General features: G+C 58.3%; 15 protein-coding genes, 1 tRNA gene and 4 pseudogenes. 9 read left to right on the top strand and 11 right to left on the bottom strand.

All coding sequences use genetic code 11. The features are described from left to right. Positions 1-37: 37 nt before the first annotated feature. From HZR20_RS11195 to HZR20_RS11185, 3 genes are read right to left on the bottom strand one after another with little or no spacing between them, the layout of a single operon-like run. On the bottom strand, positions 38-520 hold the full coding sequence (locus HZR20_RS11195; RefSeq protein ID WP_181686818.1) for an SRPBCC family protein: 483 nt from the start codon (positions 518-520) through the stop codon (positions 38-40). Next, the gene (locus HZR20_RS11190; RefSeq protein ID WP_181686816.1) at positions 517-1,122 is read right to left on the bottom strand and encodes a TetR/AcrR family transcriptional regulator; all 606 of its coding nucleotides are present in this window, start codon (positions 1,120-1,122) and stop codon (positions 517-519) included. The genes HZR20_RS11195 and HZR20_RS11190 overlap by 4 nt, the downstream gene beginning before the upstream one ends. Then, complete coding sequence (locus tag HZR20_RS11185; RefSeq protein ID WP_181686814.1) at positions 1,119-2,096, bottom strand: alpha/beta fold hydrolase; 978 nt, start codon at positions 2,094-2,096, stop codon at positions 1,119-1,121. The genes HZR20_RS11190 and HZR20_RS11185 overlap by 4 nt, the downstream gene beginning before the upstream one ends. A gap of 208 nt (positions 2,097-2,304) precedes the next feature. Between HZR20_RS11185 and ilvD the strand changes: the two genes are divergently transcribed. Then, positions 2,305-4,044 carry a dihydroxy-acid dehydratase gene (ilvD, locus tag HZR20_RS11180; RefSeq protein ID WP_181686812.1) on the top strand — a complete coding sequence of 580 codons (1,740 nt, stop codon included), beginning with the start codon at positions 2,305-2,307 and terminating at the stop codon, positions 4,042-4,044. Between the two features lie 632 nt (positions 4,045-4,676). Here ilvD and HZR20_RS11175 read toward each other — a convergent pair. After that, positions 4,677-4,820, bottom strand: a complete 144-nt coding sequence (locus tag HZR20_RS11175; RefSeq protein WP_220132756.1) for a rubrerythrin-like domain-containing protein — start codon at positions 4,818-4,820, stop codon at positions 4,677-4,679. 68 nt (positions 4,821-4,888) lie between these two features. Continuing rightward, positions 4,889-6,139 carry an endonuclease/exonuclease/phosphatase family protein gene (locus HZR20_RS11170; protein WP_181686810.1) on the bottom strand — a complete coding sequence of 417 codons (1,251 nt, stop codon included), beginning with the start codon at positions 6,137-6,139 and terminating at the stop codon, positions 4,889-4,891. 472 nt (positions 6,140-6,611) lie between these two features. Here HZR20_RS11170 and HZR20_RS11165 point away from each other — a divergent pair. The 4 genes and pseudogenes from HZR20_RS11165 to HZR20_RS11155 all read left to right on the top strand — a co-directional run. Further along, positions 6,612-6,806 (top strand): annotated as a pseudogene (locus HZR20_RS11165) (CopG family transcriptional regulator); the annotation flags it as partial. Further along, positions 6,796-6,897: pseudogene (locus HZR20_RS14825) on the top strand (type II toxin-antitoxin system RelE family toxin); the annotation flags it as partial. The pseudogenes HZR20_RS11165 and HZR20_RS14825, both read left to right, overlap by 11 nt. Before the next feature lie 224 nt (positions 6,898-7,121). Then, positions 7,122-7,406: a hypothetical protein gene (locus HZR20_RS11160; protein WP_181686808.1), complete on the top strand. Its 285-nt coding sequence runs from the start codon at positions 7,122-7,124 to the stop codon at positions 7,404-7,406. Positions 7,407-7,482: 76 nt separating this feature from the next. Beyond that, positions 7,483-7,989: a hypothetical protein gene (locus HZR20_RS11155; protein ID WP_181686807.1), complete on the top strand. Its 507-nt coding sequence runs from the start codon at positions 7,483-7,485 to the stop codon at positions 7,987-7,989. 302 nt (positions 7,990-8,291) lie between these two features. Here the strand turns inward: HZR20_RS11155 and HZR20_RS11150 are convergent, their stop codons facing one another. Further along, a complete protein-coding gene (locus HZR20_RS11150) occupies positions 8,292-8,717 on the bottom strand; it encodes a zinc ribbon domain-containing protein (RefSeq protein WP_258560430.1) in 426 nt (141 codons plus the stop codon). 225 nt (positions 8,718-8,942) lie between these two features. Between HZR20_RS11150 and HZR20_RS14820 the strand changes: the two are divergent. Beyond that, positions 8,943-9,065: pseudogene (locus HZR20_RS14820) on the top strand (type II toxin-antitoxin system RelE family toxin); the annotation flags it as partial. Here HZR20_RS14820 and HZR20_RS11145 read toward each other — a convergent pair. The 3 genes from HZR20_RS11145 to HZR20_RS11135 are packed head-to-tail and all read right to left on the bottom strand — an operon-like array spanning position 9,062 to position 11,739. Then, the gene (locus HZR20_RS11145) at positions 9,062-10,153 is read right to left on the bottom strand and encodes an aminopeptidase (RefSeq protein ID WP_181686804.1); all 1,092 of its coding nucleotides are present in this window, start codon (positions 10,151-10,153) and stop codon (positions 9,062-9,064) included. The pseudogene HZR20_RS14820 and the gene HZR20_RS11145 overlap by 4 nt on opposite strands. Positions 10,154-10,195: 42 nt before the next feature. Continuing rightward, complete coding sequence (locus tag HZR20_RS11140) at positions 10,196-10,579, bottom strand: Zn-ribbon domain-containing OB-fold protein (RefSeq protein WP_181686802.1); 384 nt, start codon at positions 10,577-10,579, stop codon at positions 10,196-10,198. Further along, positions 10,576-11,739, bottom strand: coding sequence for a thiolase domain-containing protein (locus tag HZR20_RS11135; protein ID WP_181686800.1), 1,164 nt, complete (start codon positions 11,737-11,739; stop codon positions 10,576-10,578). Before HZR20_RS11135 ends, HZR20_RS11140 begins: the two co-directional genes overlap by 4 nt. Positions 11,740-12,047: 308 nt before the next feature. On the opposite strand from HZR20_RS11135, the gene HZR20_RS11130 reads away from it, so the two are divergent. From HZR20_RS11130 to HZR20_RS11120, 3 genes and pseudogenes are all read left to right on the top strand, one after another. Next, on the top strand, positions 12,048-12,626 hold the full coding sequence (locus tag HZR20_RS11130) for a 2Fe-2S iron-sulfur cluster-binding protein (protein ID WP_181686798.1): 579 nt from the start codon (positions 12,048-12,050) through the stop codon (positions 12,624-12,626). Between the two features lie 132 nt (positions 12,627-12,758). Further along, positions 12,759-12,831: transfer RNA gene (locus tag HZR20_RS11125), tRNA-Arg, on the top strand. Positions 12,832-13,387: 556 nt separating this feature from the next. After that, positions 13,388-13,681, top strand: a pseudogene (locus HZR20_RS11120) (phosphate-starvation-inducible PsiE family protein); the annotation flags it as partial. A 365-nt stretch (positions 13,682-14,046) separates the two neighbouring features. Here HZR20_RS11120 and HZR20_RS11115 read toward each other — a convergent pair. Both HZR20_RS11115 and HZR20_RS11110 read right to left on the bottom strand, forming a co-directional pair. Beyond that, complete coding sequence (locus HZR20_RS11115; protein ID WP_181686797.1) at positions 14,047-15,099, bottom strand: phytoene/squalene synthase family protein; 1,053 nt, start codon at positions 15,097-15,099, stop codon at positions 14,047-14,049. 485 nt (positions 15,100-15,584) lie between these two features. Further along, entirely contained in the window at positions 15,585-16,199 is a 615-nt protein-coding gene (locus HZR20_RS11110) for a TetR/AcrR family transcriptional regulator (protein WP_181686795.1), read from the bottom strand. Positions 16,200-16,559 lie beyond the last annotated feature (360 nt).

Genomic DNA, 16,559 nt, shown 5'->3' with positions numbered 1-16,559 from the left:
TGAGACACACTCGCTCGGGGTCGAGGTCCTGAGAGAATCACCGACTGAACGAATCAGTTTCGAGTGCCCGTTTGATATTTTTCAACCCGTCGCGTTGATGATCGCGGAGACTGTCTATCGTCGAATCCAGGACAGTTGTGACACAGCGATCGATGACCGGGCTGATAACAGGAATCGATCGCCCGATTTCGAGGCGTTCGGTCAACACGATTCCCGCGTCGATCGGTTCGATCGAAAAGAACAGTTTGCCCCCAAGAATCGACCGCGGGAACGTCACTTCGTACACAAGCCGACTGTTAGACACGACCGTCTTCACCCGATATTTTCCCCCGATGAGCCGGTCGCCGAACCACTCGTACTGACAGAACACCGAACCTTCGGTGACGGGGTCCCCCGATAGCGATTCGAAATGTACGTGATCGTCGGACATGAGCAGATAATTCTCGTCCAGATTCGCCGCGAAGGCGAACATATCCGTCGGCGACGCACTGATTTCGATCGAGTCTTCGAGAACGATCACGGCTGGTCCTCCCGGATCAGGCCGGCGGCGACACTGCGGATCAACACGTCCCGGGCAGCCTCGTAGTCCTCGCCGATCTCCTCGCGATGGAGCGCGAGGAAGGCAACCGATCTGATCGCGTTCGCAATGGTTTCCGGGTTCTCCTCCGGAAGAATGCCTTGCTCTTGCCACTGAACGATGTACGTGAGGAACCGCTCGACGCTGTTCGATCGGCGCTTCTCGATCGCCTCGGCCGGAAGTTTCCGGCGGAGCAGTGCGTATTCACTCTGGGTGAGCAGCGACCGGGCGAGATCGTTCGTCTCGATCGCTTCGAGCATCTCGCGAAGAAACGCCTCGAGAGCGCGTTCCGGATCGTCGTACGCACCGAGCGTGTTCTCGACGAGTGGGTCGAACACCCGGTCGGCCTCGCGTTCGATGACAGCCAGATACAGTTCCGCCTTGGAGTCGAAGAACTGATAGAACGTCCCCTGGGCGATACCGACGTCGTCGGTGAGTTCCCCGATCGTCGTCTTCTGGAATCCGTACCGGCTGAACCGATCTCGGCCAGCTTCGATCAACGCCTCACGGATCCGATCGCGGTCGTCCTCGGTGAACGGACTCATGGTGCCTCCAGTAGCCAGCTAGCAGAAGACGTTCGCAGGGAGAGCATGTTCAGGGCTATCGTTCGATGCCCGACGTCGAACGATCGCGTTCCGAACCCCCACGTTTCAGCCAATCGTCGAACAGGTCCCGGCGGTGCGATCTCGTCGTACCGTCCGTACAGTGCCAGAATGTCGTCCGGGTCGGTGGCAGGATCGTCGAATTCGATCGGCGTGATGACCTCGAACGCCTGTCTGAGACGCTTCTCGGGAAACCCATGCGCAATGGCTTTGTCTCGAAGGAGAGGCGCCATCGCTGATTCACACATCGTCTCGAACAGATCCACACCGGGAATCGTCAGTACGGCTCTTTCGATATCGACGAACGCGAGCGTCTGAGCAGCGACGTTCCCACCGAGACTGATCCCACTCAATCCGATGTGGTCGTATCCCTGTTCGTGAAGCGCGCCGATCAGTGCCCGCGTGTCAGCTGTCGCCTGGATAACTCCCTCGATCGTCCGGGGAATGTCTCCCGAAAAGAGTTGTTGGCCCGAATAATCGGATTCTGGAGGGGCGCGCTCCATGTGATAGGGCTGAGCTATCACGAACACGTCCGCGCCGGCATCAAGCAGTGGCCCGGACAGTACTCGTTCGGCCCAGAACCCACTCGCCCAGGCACCATGGAGCATCACGACTGCCGTCTTGGAATCACCGTCACCTGCTCGCCTCCATCGCTGTCCGACGACCGTCTCGTTACACTCAGCAGTCGTTACTGGCGACGGGAACCGAAACTGCGTCCGGGTCGTCCGGAACCGCCCGGTTGACGGGCCGAAGGAAACCGGTGCCGGTTCGACCGCCTCGGGATGGACGTTCCGAGGCGATTGCTCTGTGAACTGGTCGAGATCCTCCGTTGTCGAGTCGATAGAAGCCTCCGGCAAAAGCCGGGCTGCGAGGTGGCCCTGGGCTCTGTCGACCGACCGGTGAATTGTCTCGATCACAAGACCGAGTTTGAACCTATGAATAGAAATATTTTTCGTTCATATGTGTTGCCTTGGTCGGAGAGTACAAATTGTGGTAGAGTGCTCACCAACTATCCAGTCAAGATCGGATGTGGTATCGGCGGCAAGACGCAGGGCTCGACGAATCGTGTGACCCGCCAGCAAACCGAAACCTACTCCCTGAACAATCACCGATAGAACGGTAGCAATGGCCGACTCGAAGGAGGGGCTTCGTAGCGCGGAGGTCACCGAAGGGGCCGACCGCGCACCCCACCGATCGCTGTTTCGTGCGGCTGGACTGAGCGACGAAGAGATCCACAATCCCCACATCGGGATCGCCAACTCCTGGAATGAGATCGTCCCCGGGCACGTCCATCTCGACGAACTCGCCGAGTACGTCAAGGAGGGCGTCCGCGAGGCCGGCGGCACCCCCCTGGAGTTCAACACCATCGCCGTCGACGACGGCATCGCGATGGGCCACGAGGGCATGCGTTCGTCGCTGCCCTCCCGGGAGGTCATCGCCGACTCCGTCGAACTCATGGCCAACGCCCACCAGTTCGACGGGATCGTCGCACTGGCCTCCTGCGACAAGATCGTCCCCGGCATGCTGATGGCGATCGCCCGGCTGGACATCCCGGCGATCGTCGTCACCGGCGGGCACATGGCCGCCGGCGAGTACGAGGACGAACCCGCCGACCTCGTGACGGTCTTCGAGGGCGTCAGCCAGTACGAGGAAGGCGAGATGACCGACGACGAATTGTACGAACTCGAGTGTTCGGCCTGCCCCGGTGAGGGTTCGTGCGCCGGGATGTTCACCGCGAACACGATGGCCTGTGTCACCGAAACGCTGGGCCTCTCCTGGACCGAGTGTGCGACCCACGGCGCGACCGACCAACGTAAGTTCGAGATCGCTCGCGAGTCCGGCGAGCGGATCCTCGATCTCGTCGCCGAGGACCGGCGTCCCTCCGACTTTCTGACCCGCGAGAGCTTCGAGAACGCCGTCGCCGTCGACCTTGCACTCGGTGGCTCGACCAACACCATGCTTCACATCCCCGCCATCGCCCAGGAAGCGGGGCTGGACATCACACTCACTGACTTCGAGGAGATCGCCGAGCGGACCCCCCACCTCGCACACATGAGTCCCGCCGGCCCCTGGCGAATGGAACACTTACGCGAGGATGGCGGTCTGCCCGCGCTCTATCGCCGCATCGAGGACCTATTGCATCTTGATCTCCCCACTGTCGACGGGAAGACGATCGGCGAACGCATGGAGGAAGGCGACGAACCGGGAGAAGTCATCCAACCGCGAGACGATCCCGTTCACGAAGAGGGTGGACTGTCTGTGCTCCGAGGGAATCTCGCACCCGAGGGCGCAGTCGTCAAGTCCGGCGCGATGGACGAAGATATGCACCAATTCGAAGGGCGTGCGCGGGTCTTCGAGTCCCAGCAGGCGATGCTCTCGGCCTACGACGAGGGTGCGATCGAGCCCGGCGACTTCGTGGTCATTCGCTACGAGGGGCCCAAAGGCGGCCCCGGCATGCCCGAGATGCTCGAACCGACCTCGAAGATCAGCGGCTCGCACCGATTGTCGGGTGAGGTCGCGCTGCTGACGGACGGCCGCTTCTCCGGCGGGACTCGGGGGGCGGCGATCGGCCACGCCAGTCCCGAGGCGGCCGCGGGCGGTCCGATCGCGCTCGTCGAAGAGGGCGACACCATTCGGATCGATGTCGACGAGGGTGTGCTCGAACTTGACGTCTCTGACGAAGAACTGCGCGAGCGTGCTGCTGAATGGGAGCCGCCGCAACTCAACGCGACGGGGAATTTAGAGCGCTTCGCCGCGCTGGCGACCAGCGCCGCGACTGGGGGCGTCCTAGAAGTGCCTGATCTGCCGACGCCGTCGATCGAGGTGCCCGACGCATCCGGTGACGCGACAACCGCCGACGACTAACAATCGTCTTCCCAGCGGAAGACGCCAGCTCGCTGGATACTTTTCCCTGTCCTGTCCTCTCCAGCGGTTTGAATCTATATAGAAGACGGCTCTTACTGAACACAGTGAAACAGCGCCATATGTTTCGAAGTTGATAGCAGGGAGCGTGCAAGATATAGGGCACAGAGCATCCATGCAGCACGACGGCTGCTCTTCTTTTGTGGCTGAGATAGTAAATCATCTGCTCAGTACGTGTGCCTGTTCAACGATCTCTGGTTGGGGCTGTATCACTGATTATTGGTGAATGTGTGATAGTCGTGCCGAGAAGCGCCAACAGTATTATGCTATTTGTTGTCATGGAATAAATCGCAAATGAGTCCGTCCCTACCAATCACCGTCGTATCTGTATTTCAGTAACCTCCATACCGAAGCGTTTACGTCTGTACTGACCGATCAAGCGGGGCCGATCCAAACTGACCGCGAGTGGAAAACTCGCTCGTTGTATTCAGCAGTGTCCTCACTAACTCTTCGGACGTTGTCAGTAGGTGTGACTGATACAGAAGATGAAGCTACCACTATCACCATTTTCTTTCACCCGTCTCTCGCCGAACTATCCGCCTATTGAGCTTGCAGAGTTACCAGATATTGAGTGATTAGTCGTGCGGGACCGTGGTGTTTCGTAGTTTCCCACCACATTCGGAACACTCAGTTGAATGTTCAGTTTTAACACTGGTTCCACAGTCTTGACACACGTACAGGGACGTTTCGGAAGGGGTAATGCCTGTTTCTATCCCCAATAATTATTATAGATGTGGACGGATAAAGTGTGGGGCAGCATAATACAATCGCGGAGCGCAGGAGGGTGCTACAGACGGTCCACCAGCGATCGGATCAGCCCGGGACGTTCGAGATTCGCGTCTGCCCACACCATCCGGTGGTCGGATGCAGTCTCGGCGGCCTCAGCCAGCCCGGACCCCTCGTCGTCCGCGGTCGGCCAGACGACGGCACCGCCCTCGTAGGTAAGATGCGGTGACGGGAGGACATAGTCGACCAGCGAACCGCCACCGAACTCCGCAGTTGCATACTGATTACCGACTGCATTACCGCCAGCGCTCGTGGGGAGTTCTTCGGTGTAGAAGTCGTCGTTTTCGATGAAGAACGTGTCCGCCGGTCCACCGAAGCCCGTGTTCATATCCCCCATCAGCACGTAGGGGGCACCGTCCTCAAGCCCGCCCTCGTTGCCGTCGTCGTCGTAGATGTAGTCCGCGCTCGCGACGTAATCGGCCCAGAACCGGTTCTCGTCGTGGTTCCACCGCTCGTTAAAGTTGTTCGCCCCGTCGAAGGCAGCTGGAGTCGGATGGGAGACTAATCCGTGGACGACCTCCCCGTCCATGCGGATCGGCACGTCGATGTGCGTCTTCGAGGACAGCCGATAGATCTGGGCCTCTTCCGGAGTCAGCCAGAGGTCACCGTCTTCCTTCGAGAGGGTCTCGGAACCGTCGTCAACCGGCATCAGGTTCCCCGGCATGTCCTTCCAGCGGAACTTCCGGAAGGTCCGGATCTCCGACTCGATGATCGGATACTGGCTCGCGATGGCAAACGCGTAGTGGCCGGGATAGAGCCCGAACCCGAACGCGTCACCGGGACGCGAGCCGGCTTCCCCGTCCTTGTTGAAGTCGTAGTTCGTTTCTCCCTCGTCTTCCGGAAGGACGCCGGTATTGCTCTTCGGCTGGAGCGTGTAGGGGTAAGCGATCGGGTCGAGGTGATCCGCCTGGGGTTCGCGCAGGTAGTTGTCGATGAACGCCCGGACGTTCGTTTTGTCCGTCGCTTTTCCTTGCTGGATGTTGTTCGTTAACTCTTTAAGAGCGATGACATCGGGACGGATCTCCTGAATGACGCGTGCGGCCGCCTCAGCCTGTTCGTCGGTCGAATCGTCAGCAGAGAAACTGGATTCCGTCTCCTGTACCTGCCCGGTCGTCAGCTCCTCGATGTTGAACACCGCGAACCGGGTCGACGTGCGATATTCTTGCGCACTCGCCGTCCCTGCCACACCCGCAGTCGCTGCTGTCGCACCGATACTCTTGAGAAACGTCCGCCTGGTCGTGTTCTGAACCATCAGTTAGTTACATAACTCGGATATACTTATATATAACCATCAATTTTCTGATTAAGGGTTTGTAACACGGATAGATGGTAGTCACGTCCACTGTATCGACTAATTCTCTTCGCCTGCCATTTGAGCAGCACGTCGTGCAAGACTCGCGCCTTCCATCTTGCACGGCAACTCATAACAATGTTACTAATCAGATAGTTATTTCACTAGATCAGGGAAGAGCCTAGAAGACATATCCATCCCAAGCGTGAAGTTACGTATATGTCCAATTCGACCTCCGAGATTGGCGACGATGACTCGGAAACGGTACAGATCAACCTCCGGCTCAGTCAGGCATTTCTCGACGACATCGGTACCACCTGATACGGTCGTGCGTAATTGTTTTGCCGGCCACCTGTGCCGAACACACTTTTTCAGCTCTGAACAGACGCAGTATCTGATCCACTGCCGAAATTGATTACGCCCGACCGAATGAAAGGAACAGGGATTCAATTCCCGTAGCGAGTTCCTCCGGTACGCCGCCCGCGACGCTGTGAAACATCCGGCGTTCTCCCGGGACGGGTGGAAACAGATCGCGGCGAGCGAACACGAGTTGCGGTCGGACGGCGCCAAACTCGTCTCACGAGACGAGGTGCTGGCGATGATGGGCCGGAAAAACGATGACAAGTGAGGGAAACTGGACCTGGGCGTTCACGTCCCAAGCCGCAGAGCAGTTTGACAAACTCGATCCGCACATCCAGGATCGAATCGTCTCGAAGCTCTTGCCTAATCTGGCGAAATAATGTATGATCTGCTCACACGACTACTAGTTGGCATGCAAGATATAGAGGATCTATCCAGCACGGTAGTCTCGTTCGTTCCGTTCCATATCTACTAAAACTACCGCGCTCTACTGAGATGTAGACAGTAGCCGTTTCACTGTACTCTGTCCGTAATAAACTTCGTCGGACAAAGCTCATCTATTTGCTAGCCAATAATACCAACCATGGTAGATGTTGACTATCCCGGTCATTTGCTGGAACACGCCGTGAAATTATTACCGCTCCCCGTGATTCTCTTTGCTGTTCTATTCGCTGGCGGCGCACCCGCGACAGCAATGCGTGATGTGATCGAGACACTACTATCGGATGGCAAAGGCTTGATCGGCGCGGCTCTGAACGGAGAGCCGGCGGCGCTGTTTGCACTGGCGATCCTTATCTTGGTTGTTGTCTTGGTCCAGATTGTCATCCCTGGGCGAAGGGAGTTGTTCCGGATATTCTGGAACCGATAGGATAATTACCCGATGACCGCCGGCTACGCACCGCGGGTCGGCTAACTTTTTCCCTACACCCTACTAAGCCGCGATCATGGCGAGTGGTTGGGAAGGCGGCGAGCCCGACGCCCCGCGGATCACGGACCTCTCCGGTATCGGGGCCGAAAACTTCAAACAACGAAACACGAATTTTCTGACGAGCGACAAAGAGTATGAGCTATTCGACCATCAGACCCACCAAGACGCTCGCCACAAAATCTGGGTCACCCGAAACGGCGATCTTCGGCAGATTCTCAGAGACTTCCCGACCGACGCGCCGGTCTATGAGCAGTGTGCTGGCTGGGTCCATGCCGTCGCCGGGCGTCACTTCTTCCCCGATGCGAACCACCGCACGGCGATCGCCACACTCCGAAAACTCCTGCAGGACAATGGGATCCCCCCAGGACAGTGGCCACCAAGACTCACTCGCGACGTCGTGCTCCGGTCACACGCAATCAGAAGAGAGATCGAGAACGTCAGACTCGACACGCTGTATCGCCACGACCGACTCTTCTTGGTGTGGCTCTTGTACTTCAAAACGGTCCTTCGAGTCGAAGGATAGGAAAGCGATTACTATTCGTCGTCGGCCGACGCAGCCAGCGCTTCGTACAATTCCGCGTTTTCTTCGACGTCACGGGCCATGTCTCGTTCGGCCTCACGATTCAGTGCCATATTGGTACCAATGCGGTACACGGACTTAGGTATTCGGGATAACGATGGATGTGGCGGCGGGGTGATGTCAACGAACCTTCTCCGCACATGATCAAACATTGCCCTATGGGCAATGTTTGATCTGACGGCGGGTTCTCTCCCGATGACCGCCGGCTACACCAGCGCGACGATCCATCCGCTGTAGCCACAATATCAGCTGGTGAAGACGTAGGCGCCGATAAGCATCCCTGCGATCAACGCAATGCCAGCCACGATCATCAGGACAATCCCCTGGCCTTCACGGCCGCGTTTGTGCACCTGATACCCGGAAAAGATGCCAGCAATCCCGAAGACGGGTGGGAATAGCATGAGTGCGATAACCGAACACCCGATTGAGATGTACGCCCAGCCCTTCCAGCTCAAGCGACCGGACTGGGTGGTCTGCTGAGATGGTGTCTGGGCCGGTTGTTGTCCGGCCTGCGATGGCGGTGACTGCTTTTGTTGAGTCTGTGTCCCCTCACCCAGTGCTTCGCCACACTCAGGACAGAACTGGGCCTCTCCATCCACTTCCGACCCGCACGAGGGGCAGTAGGGCAGAGCGGGGACATCGTAGCGGCAGTACTTACGGTTTTTTCCCAATGATCGCTGGCTGAGACCGCGGGCCGAGAGCAATCATACAGTAATTATCAGATCAGTCTAATAGCTAATTTCGAACCCAATCGTTTAAGAATGTTCCTGTACTGACCTATCCTGTGACCTCAATCTACACTAACCGTCAGTGCAAGATACGCGCCTTCTATCTTGCACTGATCGACCCACTCGTTTCTTGATGGATTCTGCTATTTCACTGTCTTCAGTAAGAGCCCGTTCTCGAAACTTCGCGTCGGTCAGTACCGCCTCGCGTGCATGCTTGATCGGGGATCGCCCGCCCCCGAAGTTCATCGGATCGAACATCGAAGCAGCGCGTATACTGCTGACGACGATTAGAACCCGCTTTCCCACCGGAAGACGCCGTCCCGCTGAATGACTTCACCGTCGACCGACAGCGTCGCGTCTTCACTCATCTCAGTGATCAGATCGACGTGGATCGCGCTGTCGTTGCCCGACTCGCCCTCTGGCAGACAGGCGTCGTAGGCCCGGCCCAGTGCGAGGTGGACGGTCTCGGCCATCTTCTCGTCGAAGAGGATATTGTCCGTGAAGCGGTCGATCCCCCAGTTCATCCCGACGCCGAGCTCACCGAATCGGCGCGCACCGTCGTCGGTGTCGAGCAACGCGGCCAGCGTCTCCTCGCCGCTCGCTGCCTCGAAATCGACGACTTCACCGTTTTCGACGGTGAGACGGACATCCCGAAGGCGCTCGCCCCGGACCGTCATCGGCACGTCGAAGGTAATCTCGCCGTCGGCGTCGGCAGGGGCGGTAAATACTTCGCCACTGGGCAGATTGTGCGAGTCGTAGGCCACCGAAGCTGCGCTATTGACTGCCGTCCGATTCTCGATCGAGAGCGAGAGATCCGTTCCGGGGGCGTCGATGTGGACCTCGCTCCCGTCATCGAGGATCGTCTTGAGCCGGCCCATCTCCTCGGCCAGGGACTCCCAGTCCCGCAGGGTGGCATCGTAGACGAATTCGCGGTATTCCTCGAACGCCATCCCGGCCTGCTGGGCGAGGGCTCGCGTCGGGTGGAGTGTCGAAACCCAGTCGGTTGCCAGGCGGGCTTCGCGGATGCCCTGGCGCGCTCTGGCGTGGGCTTGCTGGCGCTCGTCGGGCACGTCTGCCATCGCGGCGGTATTTCGGGACCCTTTCAGGAGCAGAACGCGATCCGCGTTCTCGTACAGCGACTTCTCGAATGTCGGATCAGCATCGAATTCCCCATCGTGTGCACGGAGATACGCGCGCTGGATCTCGTCGGATCGATAGACGCTTACGAGATTGGCCCCACGGTAGCCGAGGACCTCGGCAACGGCGACGGCAAGGTCGTGTGCCCCTTCGTCGATACTGAGGACGATATCGTCACCACTCTCAATCTGTGCACTCCAGTCGACCAGAATCTCGGCGTGTCTTCTGATGCGCTCGTCCATAGACAACACCCGGGCGGCAAAAAGAAAACAGCGACGAAGCCGTTACGCGAGGTCGAAGGCGATGTATCGCTCGCCGTTCGTCTCGCTGACGTCGGTGCCGATCGAGACACTCTCACCGACCTCGACGTCTTCGCTTTCGGCCCGAATCTGGCCGGTCAGCCGCACATCCCCAAACTCGGCGATCCCGAGCACGAACGGCACGTCGTCCGCGAAGGCCGGCGTCGGGACGTGCGTGACGTTGTAGGTCAGGAGTTCGCCAGTTTCCGGGAGCGCTGCCTCCTCGAGATCGTCACTGGCACACTCGGGACAGAGTCTACGGGGCGGGAGGGAGGCGTGGCCGTTGGCACACTCGATGTAGTACGGGTCGCCCTCCTCCAGAGCGTCCATGAAGTCGTCGTAGCCATCGTCTCTGACTTCCTCGCTCATGCTTCCACCTCCAGGACGTGAACCACAGCAGACGCGACTGTCCCACCGGCGTTGTGCGTCAGGCCGACCTCGGCATTCTCGACGGCGTCGCTGTTGACGTGATCGCCGCGGAAGAGCTTCGTCATCTCGGTGATCTGGGCGACGCCAGTCGCTCCGACTGGATGGCCCTTTGCTTTCAGGCCGCCCGAGAGATTGACGGGTAGCTCGCCGTCGGCAGTCGTCTCGCCCTCCCTGGCGGCGGTGATCGCCTCGCCAGGGTCGTACAGACCGAGTCCCTCCAGGGCGAGGACTTCGGCGATCGTGAAGCAGTCGTGGACTTCGAGGAAGTCGACGTCCTCGGCGTCGATCCCGGCGTCGGTGTATGCCTCTTCGGCGGCGTCGGCCGTTGCGGGCGTCCAGGTCAACGAGTCACGGTGCTGTAAGGCGAGGTCGTCGGTTCCCTGTCCAGTCCCGGCAATCGAAACGGCGGCGTCCAGATCGTGCTCGGCGGCGTAGTCCTCACTAACGAGCAGCGCTGCCGCGGCCCCGTCGGTGATCGGACTGGCGTCGAACAGCCCCAGCGGGTCGGCGACCGGGAAGGCGTCCAGCACTTTCTCGACGGTGATTTCACTCTGATACTGGGCGAGTGGGTTGTTTGCCGCGTTGGCGTGGTTCTTTACCGCGACTTCGGCGAGGTCCTCGCGGTCGCCGCCGTGGGTGGCGAAGTACCGTTGGGCCATCAGGGCATAGGCGCCCGGGAAGGTGATCCCGTGTTTGATCTCCCAAAGGTCGTCGGCGGCGACAGAGAGGCCGCCGGTCGCACCGGTCGTGCCCATGTTGTGCATTCGTTCGACGCCGCCGACGAGGACGACATCGGCCGATCCAGCGCGGATGGCGTGGATCCCCTGTCGGACGGCCATTCCGCCCGAGGCACAAGCGCTTTCGACGCGCGTCGCGGGGACGTCCAGGCCGAGCATCTTGGCCATCAGTGGGCCCATGTGGCCCTGGCGTTCCGAGAGTTCCCCCATGAAGTTGCCCACGTAGAGGGCATCGATCTCCTCGCGATCGATCCCGGCGTCCTTGATCGCGCTCTCACCTGCGTCGGCGAATAGATCTCGTCCTGTTCGGTCAGGCATCTCGCCAAACTTCGTCATCCCTACCCCAGCTATCGGTGTTGACATATGTGTGTGATCCTCCGTCAGGACCGTCGTTCCAGTCGTTGATATATTTTGAGTCCGACGCGTGTCGAAAATCCCGGTACCGACAGCGTAATCGACAGCTGTTTCGATGCTAGATTCGCGGAGCACGAGTAGTCATCCTGTGGATTGACACCGTGAAGACTGCCAGTGCGATCAGACCGGAGAATATCGTCAACTGTCGTAGTTGCTATAGACGATAGTACAAATGACAGTTTTTGATACACCGCCTTCCGGGGTTGATTGGCACAAGCAACAGCTAATTAAACCTTTGTTCCGTATCCGGCGACAACATGGTTCAGACACTGGGCGTCGCGCTGGGCGCCGGGTTTGCGGCCGTTGCCGTCCTGTTGCACTACGTCAGCGGGACTGGCTGGGAGCCCACTGAAGATATCTCCGCGGAGGTACTCGAACGCCGGGCTGCAGCCGTCCCGGAGACTGACTTTCCGGAACCGATGAATCGCGCGATCGGCGGCGGCGGGGCCGCGCTCCCTGCTGAAGGAGCCGACGGTGAACTCGCAGAAGGTGAAACCGAAGCCGAAGAGACTGGTTTCGATCCCGACGCGATCGCCGAAGACGAAATCGAGTACCACGAAGTCGAGTTCGCCAAGGAGGGCGAGACGATCGAAGTGGCCAACAACGAGACGATTCTCGAAGCCGGCGAGGACGAAGACTGGGACCTGCCCTATTCCTGCCGGCAGGGACAGTGTCTCTCCTGTGGTGGGCAAGTCAAAGACGGCGACGCCGACGAGTATATCCGCCACTCCAACAACGACACGCTCAGCGACGACGAGTTGGAGAAGGGGTATTGTCTCACCTGTACGGCCTATCCGACGAGCGATCTCACGATCGAGACCAGCGAGACGCCCTGATACGGATTGCTGTGACTGTTTCCGCTCGAACCACACGTAGTCGTGCGGTCGATTGGGTCTCACTCACAGCAATCCGTATGTCTCGGGCCGGTTCACAACCGTTTTATTCGCCCCTGGAAAACAATCACGTGAGGGCGCGTAGCTCAGTGGACAGAGTACTTGGTTCCGGACCAAGAGGTCAGGGGTTCAAATCCCTTCGCGCCCGTGCAGCGAGTTTTCGAACGTAGTGAGAAACGAGCGAACCGGCACGAAGGATTTGAGCAGACCAGTCGCGCGCAGCGAGAGCGAGGTCGACCGGAGGGAGACCTCGATGCGAACGGCGGAGCCGTGAGCAGAGCGAGCACGTCTGGGCGTGGTTCAAATCCCTTCGCGCCCGTAACATTTTGCTGCGAGCAAAACGCGAGCAACAAATGTGCTATCGGAGGGGTTTGAGCCCTGGCAGTCTTGCGAGTGGAGCGAGCAAGACGTTGTCAGACCGAAGCTCTGACAGAAGTCGCAGCGCGAACAAAGTGAGCGACCGTCTGCCTCCGGTTCAAATCCCTTCGCGCCCGCTGTTCTGTGCGAACGACAGTGAGCTCTGCCAGCTGTATCGAAGGGATTTGAAGTAGAGAACACGCAGCGCCGAGCGTAGCGAGGCGACCGTGTTCGCGTGGTTCAAATCCCTTCGCGCCCGCTGTTCTGTGCGAACGAGTTTTGCGAGTGAGTGAACCGGCACGAGAGCCTCCAGAGAACTCTTCGGACCGTGTCGAACCCGAACTCTCGTCGTCATTGGCTTCATAGATACTGGATTTCTCCTGTTAATCATCGGCGAAGTGTACCACACGGTGCTAGCATACGTCGAAGAGAACGACACGCGACGGATTGACCAACTCGTTATCTATACCGGAGTCATAGCGATGCTCAGGAAAGCCATCATCTTTCGAACAGGCGAATATCCCACACTCGAAGACGCCGTATTCGCCGCTGGATCGTATGCAATTCGTATCTTTGCGCTAGTTGCGCTGCTGTTTGCCGAACGGGTTTACGGGACCGATTCCTCGTTGCTGTCCGACTAGCGGTGAATGAGACGGACTAGCGGTGATCCGGGCATAGCTGAATTGCTTGCATCGGCGTGTACAGGTTGTCAAGGCAGATGACACGGGGTCGTTCAAAATCGAAGATGTTCGTGATGAGCGTGTGACGAAGTCTCACGAACCGACGAGCGGCCCAAGCGCCGTGTGCAGCTGACGAGACCCAAAAACGCTCGAACCATTGACCCGAGGCGGGTGACCGCTACATTCACGCGTTTCTGCCCGCGGTGTGAGACACCAAAGCGTCTGAAAAGCGTTCGGTTGTCCCGGAGCGGCTCGTTCGTATTGGGCTTTTGTGACAAACAAGCCATGAGAGAGACGCACGCCCGAGTCCGAGATGAGTGCGCTTGTTAGTCGATAGCGAGATGGTACGGCGTTTCGGCGATAGTTTGGCGAAGATCTGCGATCGAATCGCGCCCAGTTCCGTTTGCTGCTTCCATGATCGCAAACACTTCCTGACGGGAAATTTTCACTCCGCCTTCGGTAAGTGCATCTTCTGGGCGGTCACGCAACTCTCGAATTGTCCCTACGCTCAACAGATAGGGCACCGACCACGCGGCGATCGTATTACCGTGAGTGAGTGGCATTGCATCGATGTACTCCAAGGCATCATCGAGAAATGTCGACGCGTAGGCAGCAGTCCGTTCGACGACCTGCGCAACTGCGTTTCGGTTGGTCGCCTGGAGAATCGCATCTTGCTTGATCCCCTCGGCGGCGAGCCACTCAGCGGGCAAATAGACGTTGTTTTCTTCCGTATAATCGTCGTAGACGTCTTTCGCGACGTTCACTAGCTGTAAAAGGAGTCCGAACTCGGTGGCGGTATCGTCCAACGTTCGGGCACGGGCCTGTCCGATTTCGTCCCGCGTCAGTAAGTTAGTGATGAGCTCGCCGACGGTCCCAGCGGCGTAGTAGCAATACTCCTCAAGTTCAGCACGATCGCCGAGACGCAGTCCGCCGGAAGCTGCGTAGCGTTCCAAGAACAGCACCATCCCGTCGACCATTTCCCGGACTGGTGGAACGATGGCTCGCTGGACAGATGCTGGCTGAGCAGTGAACGTCGCCCAAATTGTCGGAGAGCGAGCAACGACGGTCCAATCGGGGCTGCGATTGTCTGATGCGGGTAGCCAGTCGTCAACGGCGTCCCGGAACGCCAGTATCGTTTCGTCACTGGCCGGATCAAGCGCAGCACCGAACGTTCGAAGGAGGGACGCCTGCGTAGCAGGCGGGATGTGATTGGCGTCTTCGACAGTATCGGCCACGCGACACAGAAGATACCCCACGCAGATCTGTGACGACATCGGCTCTGACAGGGCGTCGACAGTTAGAGCAAAGGTTCGGGAAACACCCTGTACCGCGTCGTAACACCAAGAGATGTCGGGCTCGGGAGAAGAAACAGCTACCATGGGAGGTTATTCACAGAGTACTGAGGTAAAAGATCCACCACAGGAACCCAAAGCCGCCGAAGCCAGACAGTAGCAAGGCTAGTATCGTTCGTTCCTGGGTAGCGTACAGTTTGTACCCGCAATACACGGCGGCAAGGCCTAACAATGGAATAAACACGAGTGACAGGATGGCCGCAGTCAGGCCGACAGCGACGTACAGACGCCCATCCTGATTCCAAGCCTGGACCGAATTCAGAACGCTGTCTCGTGACAGGCTCATATGAGGTGAATTCTCCACATGGCAATTACTAACTAATTGGTTAGTAAGTATATAACTGTTACGGCCTAGTTGTAAGCAACCCAAGAGACGATACCAGCCAAGCGTCCAGGTGACCCAACCGGCAGTTCGTTGAACAACGCAACTGTTCGCGTATCACTGTCTGTGTGCTTCTTTCGCGACCGCGAGACATCCGGACAAGCGAAGAGACAAAGCAGACTGAACCAGGCTACTGACTGTGCGAGGGACTCTCGACGAACAGTTGTGCCGTGAGATACTCGTCAGCGGCTTGTCTCGCATCGGCCACGATGCTGTCTTCATCTAAGTAGATCGAGCGAGCACGAGCGCCGTTGACAATCATGAGCAGAGTCTGAGCGACGTGTGCCGGATCAACATCGCAAAAGACTCCGTCGGAGATGCCCTGCTCGATGACCGTTTTGAGGAGATAGCTGATATATTGATCAGTCTCCTTGAACCGGAGACTGAATGATTCCTTGTGGAGGGTCTGATTACGCATTTCAGCGAGCGCAACGAGAAGATCGTGGTGGTCCCGCGGATCCATGAGTAATTTCTCGACAAGTAATTCGAGACGTTCCTGGGGATCGGTCGCCTGTACTTCGTGGAGTGCACTCACGTATTCGCCAAGTATGTGATCGAGGAACGCCAACAGCAGATCGTCTTTTGTGTCATAGTGGTAGTGGATAGCCGCAGTGGTTTTGCCGTACTCCTTGGCGATCCGTTTGATTGTAAGATCCGCATACCCGTACTCACACAATGCACGATAGGTTGCGCGCATGATTTCCTCGTGACCGTCTGGGTCAGGAGTTCGCGGAGAATCTTCCATGCTAGGAATACATAGAGACATCACGCAATTAATTGTTTTGACCGCTCGATAAGCACTCGATCCCAGCGAGGACCTGGCGTTAGATGATCTTTCGTCCCTTCGCAATCAATAGCAGTCCGACTCACGGGCCCCTGACAGCGATCAAAAGATTGATACTGACCAATTAGTTAGTAATCTACGGAGGGAAACACAGCCAGCAAGTGATTCTCGCGCTCATCGCACAGTCAACAGCCATCTGAACTGCCCAACACAGCTCCAGTGGGACCAGGTTCTGTCGGCCCGTCGCGACCCACCCCCTGTGTCTGGACGTTTCCCTCCCCGAACCCGCATCCACGCTCCACGCATCGACCACGCTCCCCC

This window comes from Halorhabdus salina (assembly GCF_013839425.1).
GTDB classification, from domain to species: Archaea; Halobacteriota; Halobacteria; order Halobacteriales; family Haloarculaceae; genus Halorhabdus; species Halorhabdus salina.
The sequence above is the reverse complement of the archived record's forward strand: the minus strand, read 5'-3'. Positions and strand labels throughout refer to the sequence as shown.